This is a genomic window from Gordonia sesuvii, assembly GCF_036350415.1.
In the GTDB taxonomy this organism is placed as follows: Bacteria; Actinomycetota; Actinomycetes; order Mycobacteriales; family Mycobacteriaceae; genus Gordonia; species Gordonia sesuvii.
Genome location: NZ_JAZDUF010000001.1, coordinates 101,989 through 117,063, shown reverse-complemented (window position 1 = coordinate 117,063; position 15,075 = coordinate 101,989). Strand labels below are relative to the sequence as shown.

The following is a 15,075-nucleotide window of genomic DNA, read 5'->3' as shown; positions in this document are numbered from 1 at the left end:
GTCATTACGGCGACTATCGCCACGACTCAATCGACTACCGTGAGACACGACATCCTCCTTGATGTGATTTGGGATACCAAGCCCCTCGACCACATCAGGAGGATGTCTCGGCTCTCACACCTTTCAAGGAATTACTAGGAGATCCGGAGCGCTAGCGGAGGATCGTCACGAAGGGCCGCCCTTCGTGACCCTTCGAGACGCTCGCAAGCTCGCTCCTCAGGGCGGCGCGCTCGCAAGCTCGCTCCTCAGGGATCGGGGGAAGGCTCGCGGGCTCGCTCCCTCAGGGCGGCGCGCTCGCAAGCTCGCTCCTCAGCCTCAGGGAGCGGGGATAACCGTCACCCCGAGCATGCCGGTGGCGAACCGCGTCACCGGCCCGACGGCGGCGTCGAACGCCTCCGCGTAGCCGTCCCGCGCGCGGCCCCGCAGTCGCGCCACGTCACCCTCGGGGATCAGCTCGACGACCGCGACCAGTTCGCCGGTCGTGGGGATGCAGATGGCCCAGACGAATCGGCTCTCGTCGGCCCAGCCGGTGTCGGCGGCCGTGACGTAGCGGGCGGGGTCGTCGACCCCGAGATCGGACAACGCCGGGACGTCGGTGATCCGGTCGTCCGCACGAAGCGAACGCAGATACCACGTCCCGGCGTTGATCTCGACAGGCTCCACGGTCGGAGTATTCGTTCCCGTGTGGTCCCTACTTGAGTTCGAGCAGCACGGTGCCCTGGGTGACCGGGGCTCCGGCCTCGACGGTCAGCCCGGTGACCACGCCGTCCTTGTGGGCAGTGACCGGGTTCTCCATCTTCATGGCCTCGAGCACGACGACCAGTTCGCCCGCGGAGACCTGCTGGCCCTCCTCGACGGCGACCTTGACGACGGTGCCCTGCATCGGTGCGGCGACGGCATCGCCGGACACGGCGGCGCTGCCGCCCTTCTTGCGCGACCGGGCCTTCGGCTTCTTGCGGACGACACCGTTCGCGCCGCCGCCTCCGCCGAGCGCGAGGTCGCCGGGCAGCGAGACCTCGACGCGCCGGCCGCCGACCTCGACGACCACGTTCTGCCGCGGCAGCGACTCGTCGTCCTCGATCGGCTCACCGCCGGTGTACGGCTCGATCGGGTTCTCCCAATCGGTCTCGATCCACTTGGTGTAGACATCGAAGGTCTCGACGCCGTTCTCGTCGGTGTGGCCGTGGAAGGCCGGGTTCTCGACGATGTGGCGGTGGAACGGGATGACCGTGGCCAGGCCCTCGACGTGGAACTCGGCGAGTGCACGTGCGGAGCGCTCGAGAGCCTGCTCGCGGGTCTCGCCGGTGACGATCAGCTTGGCCAGCATCGAGTCGAACTGTCCGCCGATCACGTCACCGGCTACGACGCCGGAGTCCACGCGCACACCGGGGCCGGTCGGCTCCTTGTACACGGTGACGGGCCCGGGGGCGGGCAGGAAGTTGCGGCCGGCGTCCTCGCCGTTGATACGGAACTCGAACGAGTGCCCGCGCGGGGTCGGGTCCTCAGAGATCTCCAGCTTCTCGCCGTTGGCGATGCGGAACTGCTGGCGGACCAGGTCGATACCGGAGGTCTCCTCGGTGACCGGGTGCTCCACCTGCAGGCGGGTGTTGACCTCCAGGAAGGACACCAGGCCGTCGCTGCCGACGAGGAACTCGACGGTGCCGGCGCCGTAGTAGCCGGCCTCCCGGCAGATGGCCTTGGCGGACTCGTGGATCTTGGTGCGCTGCTCGTCGGTGAGGAACGGCGCGGGGGCCTCCTCGACCAGCTTCTGGAAGCGACGCTGCAGCGAGCAGTCGCGGGTGCCGGCGACGATCACGTTGCCGTGCTGGTCGGCGATCACCTGGGCCTCGACGTGGCGGGCCTTGTCGAGGTAGCGCTCCACGAAGCACTCGCCGCGGCCGAAGGCGGCGACGGCCTCGCGGGTGGCCGACTCGAACAGGTGCGGGATCTCGTCGATGGTGTAGGCCACCTTCATGCCGCGTCCACCACCGCCGAACGCGGCCTTGATGGCGACCGGCACGCCGTGCTCCTCGGCGAAGGCGACGACCTCGTCGGCGTCCTTGACCGGGTCCTTGGTGCCCGGCGCCATCGGCGCGTCGGCCTTGAGTGCGATGTGGCGGGCGGTGACCTTGTCGCCCAGGTCGCGGATGGACTGCGGCGACGGCCCGATCCAGATCAGCCCGGCGTCCAGCACTGCCTGCGCGAAGTCGGCGTTCTCGGAGAGGAAGCCGTAGCCGGGATGGATCGCGTCGGCGCCGGACTTGGCGGCGGCGTCGAGGATCTTGTCGAAGACCAGGTAGGACTCGGCCGAAGTCTGGCCACCCAGGGCGAACGCCTCGTCGGCCAGCTTGACGAACAGCGCGTCGGCGTCGGGCTCGGCGTAGACGGCGACGCTGGCCAGACCGGCATCTCGAGCGGCCCGGATGACCCGCACCGCGATCTCGCCGCGGTTGGCGATGAGGACCTTGGAAATACTGTTCGCAGAGGGACTTGGCACTTGTTCTCCTGGGCGTCGTGGTGCTCCGCGGAGCGCCACTGGCGGTCATGACTTACATCACGCGACTGGTTTCCCGCTCGCCCGGCCCGGTGTGTGGCCGAACGAGTGAGGCACGACACTCGAGTCTAAGCATCACGCGTTCAGGGCAATACCCTAGCCCACCGATCAATCGTTCGGTCGACCCCTGCCCGGTTACTCGTGAGTATGAAAAACGCTGGTGTCGCCGAGTTCTCGGACAAGCTTCGCAAAATCCTGCAGGTAGGTGCGTACGGGCCCGTGATCGCTGCCCGTCGACCGGTCCTCAGCGCTCGCCGGAGTGGGATGGTTCACATCGTCGCCCGCCGTCTCGGGCCCTTGCGCGGACGTCGATTCCGGTGGGAAGCGGGCGGACACGCGCATCCCGCCGGGCGTCCGATTGATCCAGATGTAGACCTCATGCGGGGCGTAACTGTGGCTGCGCAGTACCTTCGCCCGGCCGGCGTCCGCTTCGGCCGCTCCCGGCGCGTACCGGGTGTCGATGAAAGAGATCACGAACAGCGGTTCGCCCCGGTGCCCGAGCAGTTCCGCAACGCGTAAGAACGGCAGGCTCGCACCCTGGCGCGCCCGCTTGAGTTCGGCGGTCGCCCGCACGACCGCCTGGTCGAAGGTCGGTGTGTCGGACACGTCGAGCGTGAACGGGGCGACCGCGACGAACCAACCGAGTGCGGTCAGCCACCGCTGATCGTCGCGGGTATGCCGTGGCAGCACACACCGGAACTCGGGATCACCGGTGCGGTGGTGGTAGATCAGCGCGAATGCGGCCAGCACCCCGGCGGTGAGGGTTCCACCCGCCTGCGAGCACACCGCGGTGAACCGGTTGGCGGCGGCGTCGTCGAGCAGCAGGCCGTAGAGCGACTCCTGGGCCACCGCGGACTCGTCGCTCGGGTCGGGTGCCGGGGCGTCGAGATCCGCGCGGTCGATCTGGCGAACGGCGGCGTCGACGGCGAACGCCGGCATCCCGCCGCGTCCGGACCGCAAGAAGTCTGTCCACGTCCGCACGGCGGGGTGATCGGCACCGGTCTGGTCGGCGAGCCGGCGTTCCTGGGCGCTGAAGTCGACGTAGCTGCCGACCTCGGGCAGCTCCGGCGGCTCCTGGCGGCGCGCGGCCCGATACAAGGTGACCAGTTCGTGCTGGGCCATGATCAGCGAGTAGCCGTCGACCAGCGAATGATCGGCCGCGAACAGCAACGTGAAGGACGACTCGCGGCCGACGGTGGCGAACATGTATGCAGGCCAGTGCAGTGGCGCCGTCGCCCGGTCGAAGGAGCCGGCGATCTGCTCGACCAGCGGCCCCGATTCGGTGTACCAACCGATCCGGCCCATCTTCAGCTTCACCGTTCCCGGGTCTGTGCTGAGGCGCGCGAGACCGTCACCGCGGATGATGACATGGCTGCGCAGCACCTCGTGCCGATCGATCCACTGCATGAGGGCGGTACGGATCGCCGGGATCGACAGCGGTTCGTCGAACTCGATGGCCAGACCGAGCCAGGATTCCCGTCCGCCTTCGCGGCGGGTACGAAGTCGGTACTCGAATGCCGAACGCAGATGCTGTTCGTGGTTGTGCGATGTCAGGCGGGAGTCGCGGCTCCACGCGCCGAGCCCACCCGAGACATACGGTGTCCACTCGACGAGTCCACCGGGTTCGACGGGTTCGTCGCGGATCTGGACGAACTTCATGTCGAACGTGCTGGGGTACCGGGTCCGTTCCCGGTCTGGGTGCGCACCTGGCTCTTGATCCGGGCGAGCATCCCGGCCATCCCGCGCAGACGTAGCGGACTGACCGCGGAGTCCAGGCCCAACGCATGATAGAAATCGGCCGGCACGGCGAGGATCTCCTCGGCCGACGCGCCGTCGAGTCCCTGATGCAGGATCGAGGCGAACCCGCGCGTGGTCGGCGCCTCCGGCGGGGCCGTGAGGTACAGCCGGACGCTGTCGCTGTCGGCGGCGTCGACGGACAGGAACACCGGGGACTGGCACTCCGGGACGGGCTCCATCGACTCCTCGTGCAGATGCTCCGGCAGTTCCGGCAGCTCCCGCGAGAACTCCAGCAGCAGGGTCACCCGATCCGAGTCACCGACCGCGCCGAAGTCGTCGACGATCTCCGCGAGGGGGGCGGGCAGCGTCATGTCGATGCCGGTGCGGCACCGGGCTCGGGACCGATGGCGATCGGCACCCGGACCGCGTTGCCCCACTCGGTCCACGATCCGTCGTAGTTGCGGACGTTCTCGAAACCCAGGAGGTGGGTCAGCACGAACCAGGTGTGGCTCGAGCGTTCCCCGATGCGGCAGTACGCGATCGTCGGGGTGGCGGCGTCGAGATCGGCGTAGATCTCCTCGAGCTCTGCCTTACGTCGGAATCTGCTGTCCGGTGCGGCGGCCTTCGCCCACGGGATCGACACCGCGGTCGGGATGTGCCCGCCGCGCAGCGCACCTTCCTCCGGGTAGTCCGGCATGTGGGTCCGCTCACCCGTGTACTCCTGCGGGGAACGCACATCGACGAGCGGTTCGCGGCCGAGGGCCTCGAGGACCTCCGGGGCGAACGCGCGGATACGCGAGTCGTCGCGTTCGACGACCGGATAGTCCGAGCGCGGGTACTCGGGGACGTCGAAGGAGGTGTCGCGGTCCTCCGACATCCACGCGTCGCGGCCGCCGTCGAGCAGACGCACGTCCTCATGGCCGAACAGGGTGAAGACCCACAGGGCGTAGGCGGCCCACCAGTTGCTCTTGTCGCCGTAGATGACGATGGTGTCGTCGCGCTCGATGCCCTTGCTGCGCATCAACTCGGCGAACTGCTCGCCATCGATGTAATCGCGGGTCACCGGGTCGTTGAGATGTAGATGCCAGTCGATCTTCTGGGCGGTGGGGATGTGGCCGATGTCGAACAGCAGGACGTCTTCGTCGGACTCGACGATCTTGAGCCCCTTGGCGCCGAGATGCGCTGACAGCCACTGGGTGCTGACGAGACGCTCCGGGTGCGCGTAGTCGGCGAACGCCGGATTCGGATCGGTCTCCACGCTCAACTGAGGTCCCCTTCGTGAGTTGTCGTCGGTCCGCGAACGGGCTGTGCTGCGGACCCGCCGACGTGCGGTCTGCCGCACACGAGCCTACCCACAGTCGAGTTGCGACGGGGCGCAGGCTCCGGCGTGCAGACCATCAGCCACGAGGCCGAGTACGTCGGTCATGGTGTGCCGCGCTCGGACGGTGTGCGGGTACCTCGCACGCAGATGGATGCCGTCGGCGTCACGCCAGAACCAGAACTGCGCTGCATCGGTCCGGCGGGTGCTGGAGATCTGGCGGACCGGGACCGTGGACGGAAGCCCCAGTCGGCGATAGTCGACGTAGGACATCATGAAGACGTCCTGGCGCGCGGCGCGCAGCAGATCGGCAAACGCCGAGTAGACCGGGGTGAGGCCCATGTGGGCGAGGGGGAGGGACTCACCGAGTCGAGCGGTGTTGGTGCGGACCGCCGTGTCGTGATCGACGTTGGTGCTCAACCGGATCGGCGCATTGCCCACCAGCCATCCGACCACCCGACGATCGGCCGCCGTGTGGCGCGTGTGCACCGGCAGGATGGTCGGCAGTTCGGTCGGCCCACCCGATCGGTGCACCGCGTCGGCAACCGCGGTCAGCAGGGCGGGGTAGGTGCGGGCGCCCGCCGTCCGGACGCGTTCGTCGAAACGTGCCGCGTCGTCGGCGTCCAGGAGCGTGCGGATCTCGGTGTGTACCTCGGCGGTTTCGCCCGTGCCGAGTCCGAGGTCCAGTGGGAATTCGGGGACCGTCCACCCATTGGTGGCGAGGAAGTCGCCCCACTTGCGTAGGCGCGGGTCGTCGGCCGGTACGTCCGGCGCCGCTTCCTCGCAGGCGCGGATGTCGAGAAAGCTGCCGGGCCGGTCAACGGAAGCGCCGTCGAGATCGTCGACGAGATCCGATGCGATGACGGCCAGTGAGTACGCGTCGACGAAGCAGTGGTCGAAGGCCAGTACGACGGTCGTCGACGTCGGGCGACGGACGGCGGCGAGATAGTGGCCGAGCGGGGCGAACGGTGTACACGCGGTGGCGATCTGTGTCAGGCAGGTGGCGGTGAGCGTGTGGGCTGATACGGCTTCACCGTCGCGGGCGGTCCCAGGTATCGGCTCGACGCCGACGGAGTCCGCGTCCAGTCGCCACCGTCGGTACCCGTCACCGTCGGAGACGAAGTGGCACCGCAGCACCTCGTGCCGGTTGAGCAGGGACCGCAGGCTTGCCGTCAGCCGCTCGATCCCGACCGAGCCGGGCAGCTCGACCGTCAGCGCAAGCCAGCCGGCACTGCCGTTGCGGCGCATCGCATCGAGGTGGAACTGCTCGTTCTCCGATGGCGGTGTCGGCACCGCCACGGCGGGAGCTGTCGCGCAGAGTTGCCATCGGGTGAGCTCACCCGGCTCGATCTCGACGGACCCGACGTCGCACAGTTTCACGTGCCCACCTGCACCGACGGGCTCGTTCGCACCTTTCGTTCGTCCCCTTCGGCGTAGGAGGAGATCCACCGCTCGACCGAATCGAGGTAGAGGTCGAATGACTTTCGCGCCGTGGGGTTGTCCGGGATATGGCCGGTCACCGTGAGGTGATCCGGATAGCGGGTGAACCAGGTGTTGGCGTTCTTGGTCTCGCCGATCGCCTGGAACCCGGTCAACTGCTGCAGTACGGGATCGTCGCTACCGGGGATGCGGCGGAAATCGATGTAGGACACCATCTGTGGAGAGCCGGGCTCCGGGATGTAGGCGCCCTCCCCGGCGAGCAGGGCCAGCACGACGTGGACCGGCAGCCCGGACAGGTCGCGGGCCCGCGCGACGGCAGAGGTGGCGGAGACGGCCAATTCGCCGAACGTCGCCTCCGGGGGAATGGGAAACGCGACCGGTGCGAAGTTGCACAGCCACCCCTGCATGTTCGCGGTTTCCGCGGTGCGGGTGGACAGGACGGTCGCGGTGAAGAAACGGTCGACGCCCAGCAGTTCATGCTGTGCCGCCGCAAGAGCGGCGTAGAGGACACCGGCCATGGAGGTGCCGCCGCCCGCTCTGCGCGCGTCGATTGCGGTGAGGGCCTCGGCATCGATCAGAATCCGCCGTATCGGTTTCGCGGGTGCGAGTTCGCCGTCCGCGAGTCCGAGGTCGAACGGCAGGGGAGGCACTCGTCGATCGTGTTCGGACAGGATCTCGCGCCAGGTCGCGATCCGCGGATCGGCGGGATCAACTGTCCGGGCCAGTTCGGACTCGGCGCGGATGTAGTCGGAGAACAGTCCGGTCGGCTGCTCTTCGGTCTCGCGTCCGTCGCGAAGTGCACGGTAGAGCCGAGCGATCTCGGCGGCCCCCATGAACTGTGAGAACCCGTCCGTGTGGGAGTGGTCGCATCCCGCGTAGAAGGTGAACCGGTCACCCTCGTCCACCGCGCCGAACACGATCCCGGGCATACGGTCGAACACCGCTTTGGACCCCACCCGGTCGACGATGTACCCGATCACCTCATCCGCGGTCAGGGTGTCATCGGTCTCGACGGTGACGTAGCGCGTCGCCTCGGCCGGCGTAACCGCCCGGAAGGGGCCGTGCTCGTCCGTCGGGTACATCGCGCGCAGCTCTTCATGACGCCGCGTGAACAGTGTCAGGGCGGTCGCCATGGCGTCGCGGTCGAGCGGTCCGTCGAACACGGTGACACTCGTCGCCGTCCCGGTGTGCGGGGCACCACGCTCGCGCTTCTCCAGGCAGGCGCGGACATGGTCCTGCTGCAGGAAACTGAGGCCCTCGGTCGTGCGCACCGCCTCGGCCTCCGCACGGTCGGGATCGGCGAGACGCCACTCGACGGTGCTACCACCGACGAGCGGCGCGCGCAGGATCGGGACGCGGCTCATCTGGCCTATGACGGGCTCGACGCGTCGGCGGTGACGTGGGCGTAGGCGAGGTCACCGTCGGCGATGACGGTCTTCAGGATCTGCTGGAACGTGGAGATGAAGCGGTGCACACCCTCCGCTTCGGCGCCGGTGGGGAACCGGGCCGAGATGTTGGTACCGCCAGGCACCCGGTTGATCCAGAAGTAGACCTCGTCGGCGGCGCGGGTCGCGCTGCGCAGCACCCTGGCCTGCCGTCGATCCCAGTCGTCGGCGCCCTCGGCGTGACGCAGGTCGATGTAGGACACGACGAATCCCGGCGGTGTGGTGTCCCCGCCGATCAGATCGGCGACCGGCGTGAACGGGGCGGCACCCACCTTGCGGTAGTCGGCGGCACTCGAGGCGATCGGCCCGATCGCCTCCCGGAACGTGGTCGCGCCCTGGGGCCGCAAGTGCACCGGGATCAGGCCGACGAACCAGCCGGCGGCCTCGCCCCACTTCACCTCGCTGCGGGTGTGGATGGGATTGAGGAAGCGGAGATCAGCGTTGCCGGACAGTCGGGACGCCGTCATCGACAGCGCGGTGTAGATCCCGGCCTGCATGTTCGCGCCGGCATCCTTGCACAACGCGTGAAAGGCCTTGGTCTCCGCGGCATCGAGCAGCCAGGACGACAGGGTCGCCTGGAAGCCGTGATCGGGTGTCCGTTCGGCGACGATCGCGGGTGCCGCCGAGCCCGTCGATGCGATCTGCTCCGGGAACGTCGGCATCGGCGCCGGCTGCGGGGACTCGGGGTCGGCAGCGGCGAAGAACTGACTCCACAGCGCGACCGCGGCGTCCGTGTGGCGGATCTGATCGCCGAGTTCGCGTTCGGCGTCGGAGAAGTCGACGTAGCTCCCGAACTCGGGCAGGTTGTCCTGCTCGCCCCGAAGCGCGGCTTCGTAGATGGCGGTCAGTTCCTTGATCGCGAACACCTGCGTGTAGGCGTCCATCACCGTGTGGTCGGCGGCGAACACCAGGAGGAAGGCATCCGCGCGGTCCTCGAGGTCGACGGTGATCGCGATGCAGTGGGGCCACGCGAGTGGGCTCACGGTCGTGTTGAAGTACTCGTTGATCTGTTCGAAGACCTCGGTGCTGGCCAGATTCTCGCCCATCGGCCGGGATGTCACCGAGATGGCGTCGGCGGGAACGGTGGTCCGGCGCAGTCGGTGGTCGTCGTCGGCGATCACCGAGCTACGGAACGCCTCGTGGCGTGCGTACCAGCGCTTCATCGTGCCTGCGAGGGCGTCGTGATCGAGGGGCGACTCGATGAGGAATGCGGTACCGATCCATTGGCTGTACCAGGCGTCGCCTTCGGCGGCGGCGCGGGTGGCGTGCTCGACGTGCATGTAGGACAGGCGGCGGGGGTCGTCGGTCCATGCCGCGGGATCCGCCTCGGGAACCCAGGCGGTCAGTGACCCTGCGGGCAATGGGTAATCGGCAAGCTCGGTGTACTCCATGAGAACTCCTTCCGGAGCGTTGTCACGGTCGGGTCGGCATCGTCACAAGCCGTGTGCGGGCAGTCAGCTGGTCTTCTGGTCGGGTGTCGGGGACATGGACAACAGGATCGGTCAGTTCAGTGCTGCGTCGATGAAGGGCCAGCTGCGATGGAGCTGGTCAACCCAATAGGGCCACGAGTGCGTGCCCGGGTCCTCGTAGCGGAACGTCGCGGGGATTCCCTGGGCATCGAGTTGCGCTTGGAGATTTCTTGTGCACCATAGCGATCCGACTTCGATCGCGCCACCCACGATCTGTCGGTCGGTGGGGTTCGAATTGCCCGGGTAGCCGGGTGCGTCGTATTCGCCCGACCGGCCGGTGCCCGTGGAGACATAGACGGCGCTACCGCGCAATCCGCCCGATCGCTGCAGGACGTCGTGGGCCGCCCAGGCCGGGTCGTTGGGCGGGCCCCACATGTTGTCGGGGTTGCCACCGAACGCGGAGACGATCCCCCGGGGGTACGCCTGACCGGCGGGGCCGGTGGTGGTGTAGCAACCGCTGAACGCGGCGACCGAGTCGTAGAAGCCCTGGTTGCGCGCGGCGAGGGTCAGACTCGATCCGGCGCCCATCGACAGCCCGGAGATTCCCCGGCTGCCGTTGCCGTCGAAGCGGGCCTCGAGCAGGGGTGGGAGCTCCTTGGTCAGGAACGTCTCCCACTTGTACCGGCCGAGTTCGGGATCATCGCGCTGCCAGTCGGTGTAGAAACTGCCGTTGCCGGCGATCGGCATTGCGACGGTCACGTTCTTGTCGGCGAAGAACTTCTCGGCGTCGGTCTTGATCAGCCAGATGCTGTTCTCTTCGGACTCTTCGCCGAGTCCGCCGAGCATGTACAGGAACGGCCGGGGGCCGTCGGAGTCTCTGGGGACGAGTAGTTGGACCTTGATGGTCTTGTCCATCGAACCCGAGTGCACGTAGGCCGCGAGTCGCGTGGGTCCCTCGCGCACGATCCGCTCGATGCGCGATTCGCTCGGGGCGGCGGACGCCGAGGCGGAGACACCGATGAGGCTGATGGCGGCGGACGCGGCGACTGCCAGGCAGGTGATCACCGCGACGAACGAGCGGGAACCACCCGTTTCCCTACGCGCTGTGCGCGCAAGTGAATTCGCCATCAAAACCCCTCTGCGCCTCGTGCGCCCGATTTGCGAAACTCGGACGATCCATCGTTGTTATTAGTTTGCAACAGAAAGTAACAGAGTCGGGCGACAGTGCCGGTTCAGTGAGGAATGTCACCACGCCGATGTGGGCAAACCCCAACGGGCACATTCTTTCTCAACACACTCCCGAAGCTCGGTCGAGGACGGGAACGCTACCGGGTCCAGTCCGGACACAGCGATCGTGACCGTTTCGCCCGTGTCGTGAAACCACGCCGCGAGTCCACCGCGTAACCGAGACAAGCGCTCCCGGCTGACTCCCTGCGTGGTGGCCCGCGAGGTGAACGCAGCTACCCGTGACGGGTCACCGAGGCCGGCGAACAGGGGATCGACGACGCCGCCGTTCGATGCGAGGGCCAGGGGAGTAGCGGCGTTGCGACTCATCTTCCCGACGGCAACGTCGGGCAACGCCTGCATCAGCGGCTGCAGTCGCGAGAGGCGGCTCGACTGCGCGGCAGCGTCGAGATAGGTCTGTTTCGCCTGCCGCCGGATGGCGGTGAGGTCTCGGTCGCGGCTCCACTCGGCCGGCAGGTCGAGGGTCACCCCGGTCGTCGAGTTGGCTCGGGTGTCCTCGGTCTCGCGGAGCGACATCGGAACCGAGACCCGGACGGTGTCCTCCCAGCTCGCCCGGCCGGCCGCGACGATGAGCCCCACCACGATCGCGGTGAACAGCGCGTTGTTGGAGCCGTCATGGGTGCTGACCGTCGCTCGCCAGTCGTCGCCCGGGATCGCGACGACCGCCAGGGGGGTGCGGATCGGTCTCTCGGCAGCGAGTTCAGCCTCATCGGGCACGGGCGGTGCCGGGATGGATCGTGACGTGACGGGCTCAGTCGCCTCCTTATCGGCGGCTCCGCGGGCGGCCCAGGTGTCACGGGCCAGGGCGGCGAGATTGATGCCGATGGAGGACGCCTGGCCGATGGCGTCGCGGACGTCGTCGAGGAGGGCCGCCGGCTTCGGCTCGTAGCGCGGGTGGTCGTCGCCGGTGATGGCCTGCATCACCGCGCGTCCGCCCAGCCAGCCATCGCCGACCGCGTGCGACGAACAGAGCGTCACCATCCCGCCGCCCGAGGCCAACGGGGCCGCGCGCAACTCCCAGACAGGACCCTCGGCCAGGTCGAATCGGACCTCGGCGGCCCGTTCGATCCAGTCCACGATCGAGTCGTCGTCCAGTTCATCATCGAGGTGCATGCGCCCGGCGGCGGTGGGCGCAGCGGTCCAGAAGTCCCTGGCGAACGGGATTCGACTGCGGTGCAGTCGCCGACTGATCGGGCTCGTGAGCAGACGGCGACCGATCTGTTCGAGTTCGTCGGCACTCAACGGCTCGGTCAGGCGCCAGATCGCCTGACTGAGCACCGGGACCCCGAAAGCACGGTCCATCCGGATGAAGAGATCGTCGTCATGTGTGGTGCGCTCGACGTGAGTGGTCACTCCGACAGGGTAGCCATGCCTCACTCCCGCGGCAGTGCCACGGCCGGTCAGCGCCAGAGGGTCGTGACGTCGATCCCGACCTCACCGAGGAGCCGGTGGACGGTCGGCAGCCCGATGCCCAGGACCGACGACGGATCGCCGTCGACCGCGTCGACGAACCACCCACCACGCCCGTCCAGGGTGAAGGCGCCCGCGACGGACAACGGTTCACCGGTTGCGACGTAGGCGTCGACGGTCGCGTCGTCGATCTCGGCGAACCGGATCGTCGTGGACGCGGCCGCGTGCGCGGCATCGCTGACCGCGCCGGCCCGGACGCGGGTCACGCAATGACCGGTGATCAATTCCGCGTCGCGACCGCGCATCCGGCGCCACTGCGCCCGCGCCACGTCGGCCGTGTGCGGTTTACCACTGAGCCGTCCGTCGAAGAACAGCATCGAATCGCAGGTCAGGACGACGGCATCGGTGGGCGCGGCATCCTCGGCGAGGAGTGCGGCGACCACGGCGTCGGCCTTGGCCTGGGCGAGGCGGACCACCACGTCGTCCGGTGGAAATGCCGCCAAGGTCGCCAACAGCGCGTCCTCGTCGACATCGGAGACGAGCACCCGCGGGTCGAGTCCGGCGTCACGGAGCACCCGTAGGCGGGCCGGTGACGCCGACCCGAGGATCACCGCGGGAGCGGTCACCACCTCTGGTTCGTGAAGCTGCCGGGGGCACCCCAGATCGGCCGCAACAGGTCGACGGGCCGCCCCCAGTCGTCACGCGGACCGCTCTCGGCGGGACCGGGCTCACCCGACCCGGCCGCGGCGGCGACGACCGCCACCAGCGCGGCGACCTCCTCGTCGGACGGGTTGCCCCGGACGACGCGCAGGAAGGGTGCCGCAGCGGGTGACGCAGTGTCGGTGGCGTCGGTGGTGTCGATGTCGTCGCTCACAGCGGGATGTTCCCATGCTTCTTCGGCGGCAGGTTGACCATCTTGCGTTCGAGCAGACGCAACGCAGTGGCGACCTGGCCGCGGGTGTGGCTCGGCGGGATCACGGCGTCGACATATCCGCGTTCGGCGGCGACATAGGGGTTGACGAGGGTGTCCTCGTACTCCTGCTGCAGCTCCAGACGCAGCGCGTCGACATCCTCACCGTTGGCCTGGGCTTCCTTCAGCTTGCCGCGGTACACGAACCCGACGGCGCCGGACGCCCCCATGACGGCGATCTGCGCGGTCGGCCACGCCAGGTTGACGTCGGCACCCATGTGCTTGGACCCCATGACGTCGTACGCGCCGCCGTAGGCCTTGCGGGTGATGATGGTGATCTTGCCGACCGTCGCCTCGCCGTATGCGTAGAGCAGTTTGGCGCCGCGGCGGATGATGCCGTTGTATTCCTGGTCGGTTCCGGGCAGGAAGCCCGGGACATCGACCAGGGTGACGATCGGGATGTTGAAGGCGTCGCAGGTGCGGACGAAGCGCGCGGCCTTCTCCGATCCCTTGATGTCCAGGCAGCCGGCGAACTGCGTCGGCTGATTCGCGACGATGCCGACGCTCCGGCCGTCGACCCGTCCGAACCCGACGATGACGTTGGTGGCGTACTCCGCCTGCACCTCGAGGAACTCGTCCTCGTCGAGGATGCGGCGGATCACCTCGTGCATGTCATAGGGCTGGTTGGGGGAGTCGGGGATCAAGGTGTCGAGTTCGAGGTCCTCGTCGGTGAGGGTCTCCTCGATCGATCCGGCGGCCGGTTGGTCGACGGGCAGACGCGGCGACTCGGCACGGTTGTTGCTCGGCAGGTAGCCCAGCAGCTCCTTGACGTATTCGAGGGCGTCCTCTTCGTCGGACGCCACATAGTGGGCAGTGCCCGACTTGGTCATGTGGGTGTGCGCACCACCGAGGTCCTCCATGGTGACGTCCTCACCGGTGACCGTCTTGATGACGTCGGGCCCGGTGATGAACATCTGGCTGGTCTGATCGACCATCACCACGAAGTCGGTGAGTGCCGGCGAGTAGACGTGCCCGCCGGCCGCAGCGCCGAGGATCAGCGAGATCTGCGGGATCACACCGGACGCGCGCACGTTGCGGTGGAAGATCTCGCCGTAGAGGCCGAGCGAGACGACGCCCTCCTGGATGCGGGCGCCGGCGCCGTCGTTGATGCCGATCAACGGGCGGCCGGTCTTGATGGCGAGGTCCATCACCTTGACGATCTTCTCGCCGTACACCTCGCCGAGGCTGCCGCCGAAGACGGTGGCGTCCTGGCTGAAGACGCACACCTCACGCCCGTCGATGGTGCCGTAGCCGCTGACGACGCCGTCGCCGACCGGGCGGCGCTCGGCGAGACCGAAATTGGTGCTGCGATGTCGGGCCAGCGCATCCAGCTCGACGAACGAGCCCTCGTCGAGGAGATGCGTGATCCGCTCACGGGCGGTCAGCTTGCCCTTGTCGTGGATCTTCTCGACCGCAGCCTCGCCGACCGGATGCTGGGCCTCCTCGAGGCGGTTTCGCAGGTCGGCGAGCTTTCCCGCCGTGGTGTGGATGTCGGGCGCGGCGCCGTCCTCGCGTGAAGCTGTCGTCATGAACAACGATGCTAACGA

General features: G+C 68.1%; 13 protein-coding genes. All 13 read right to left on the bottom strand.

Features of this window, described 5'->3' with window-relative positions; all coding sequences use genetic code 11:
- Positions 1–315: 315 nt before the first annotated feature.
- On the bottom strand, positions 316–663 hold the full coding sequence (locus VZC37_RS00495) for a GNAT family N-acetyltransferase (protein WP_330430460.1): 348 nt from the start codon (positions 661–663) through the stop codon (positions 316–318).
- 28 nt (positions 664–691) lie between these two features.
- A complete protein-coding gene (locus VZC37_RS00490) occupies positions 692–2,497 on the bottom strand; it encodes an acetyl/propionyl/methylcrotonyl-CoA carboxylase subunit alpha (protein WP_330430459.1) in 1,806 nt (601 codons plus the stop codon).
- Positions 2,498–2,689: 192 nt separating this feature from the next.
- On the bottom strand, positions 2,690–4,213 hold the full coding sequence (locus VZC37_RS00485; RefSeq protein ID WP_330430458.1) for a condensation domain-containing protein: 1,524 nt from the start codon (positions 4,211–4,213) through the stop codon (positions 2,690–2,692).
- Positions 4,210–4,662 (bottom strand): SufE family protein, encoded by a 453-nt coding sequence (locus tag VZC37_RS00480; RefSeq protein WP_330430457.1) that lies wholly within the window; start codon positions 4,660–4,662, stop codon positions 4,210–4,212. Before VZC37_RS00480 ends, VZC37_RS00485 begins: the two co-directional genes overlap by 4 nt.
- Entirely contained in the window at positions 4,659–5,555 is an 897-nt protein-coding gene (locus VZC37_RS00475; protein WP_330430456.1) for a sulfurtransferase, read from the bottom strand. The genes VZC37_RS00480 and VZC37_RS00475 overlap by 4 nt, the downstream gene beginning before the upstream one ends.
- Positions 5,556–5,639: 84 nt before the next feature.
- Positions 5,640–6,989 (bottom strand): condensation domain-containing protein, encoded by a 1,350-nt coding sequence (locus VZC37_RS00470; RefSeq protein ID WP_330430455.1) that lies wholly within the window; start codon positions 6,987–6,989, stop codon positions 5,640–5,642.
- Positions 6,986–8,413, bottom strand: a complete 1,428-nt coding sequence (locus VZC37_RS00465; protein WP_330430454.1) for a condensation domain-containing protein — start codon at positions 8,411–8,413, stop codon at positions 6,986–6,988. Before VZC37_RS00465 ends, VZC37_RS00470 begins: the two co-directional genes overlap by 4 nt.
- Before the next feature lie 5 nt (positions 8,414–8,418).
- Positions 8,419–9,885 carry a condensation domain-containing protein gene (locus VZC37_RS00460; RefSeq protein WP_330430453.1) on the bottom strand — a complete coding sequence of 489 codons (1,467 nt, stop codon included), beginning with the start codon at positions 9,883–9,885 and terminating at the stop codon, positions 8,419–8,421.
- A 111-nt stretch (positions 9,886–9,996) separates the two neighbouring features.
- Positions 9,997–11,031, bottom strand: coding sequence for an alpha/beta hydrolase (locus VZC37_RS00455; protein ID WP_330430452.1), 1,035 nt, complete (start codon positions 11,029–11,031; stop codon positions 9,997–9,999).
- 117 nt (positions 11,032–11,148) lie between these two features.
- A complete protein-coding gene (locus VZC37_RS00450) occupies positions 11,149–12,501 on the bottom strand; it encodes a hypothetical protein (protein WP_330430451.1) in 1,353 nt (450 codons plus the stop codon).
- A gap of 47 nt (positions 12,502–12,548) precedes the next feature.
- Complete coding sequence (locus tag VZC37_RS00445; protein ID WP_330430450.1) at positions 12,549–13,187, bottom strand: Maf family protein; 639 nt, start codon at positions 13,185–13,187, stop codon at positions 12,549–12,551.
- A complete protein-coding gene (locus tag VZC37_RS00440; protein ID WP_330430449.1) occupies positions 13,181–13,432 on the bottom strand; it encodes an acyl-CoA carboxylase subunit epsilon in 252 nt (83 codons plus the stop codon). The genes VZC37_RS00445 and VZC37_RS00440 overlap by 7 nt, the downstream gene beginning before the upstream one ends.
- The gene (locus VZC37_RS00435) at positions 13,429–15,057 is read right to left on the bottom strand and encodes an acyl-CoA carboxylase subunit beta (protein WP_330430448.1); all 1,629 of its coding nucleotides are present in this window, start codon (positions 15,055–15,057) and stop codon (positions 13,429–13,431) included. The genes VZC37_RS00440 and VZC37_RS00435 overlap by 4 nt, the downstream gene beginning before the upstream one ends.
- Between the last annotated feature and the right edge of the window lie 18 nt (positions 15,058–15,075).

Coding starts and splice junctions, on each gene's coding strand:
- VZC37_RS00465 (WP_330430454.1), bottom strand. CDS start 8,413: ATGAGCCGCGTCCCGATCCTGCGCGCGCCGCTCGTCGGTGGTAGCACC.
- VZC37_RS00460 (WP_330430453.1), bottom strand. CDS start 9,885: ATGGAGTACACCGAGCTTGCCGATTACCCATTGCCCGCAGGGTCACTG.
- VZC37_RS00455 (WP_330430452.1), bottom strand. CDS start 11,031: ATGGCGAATTCACTTGCGCGCACAGCGCGTAGGGAAACGGGTGGTTCC.
- VZC37_RS00480 (WP_330430457.1), bottom strand. CDS start 4,662: ATGACGCTGCCCGCCCCCCTCGCGGAGATCGTCGACGACTTCGGCGCG.
- VZC37_RS00485 (WP_330430458.1), bottom strand. CDS start 4,213: ATGAAGTTCGTCCAGATCCGCGACGAACCCGTCGAACCCGGTGGACTC.
- VZC37_RS00435 (WP_330430448.1), bottom strand. CDS start 15,057: ATGACGACAGCTTCACGCGAGGACGGCGCCGCGCCCGACATCCACACC.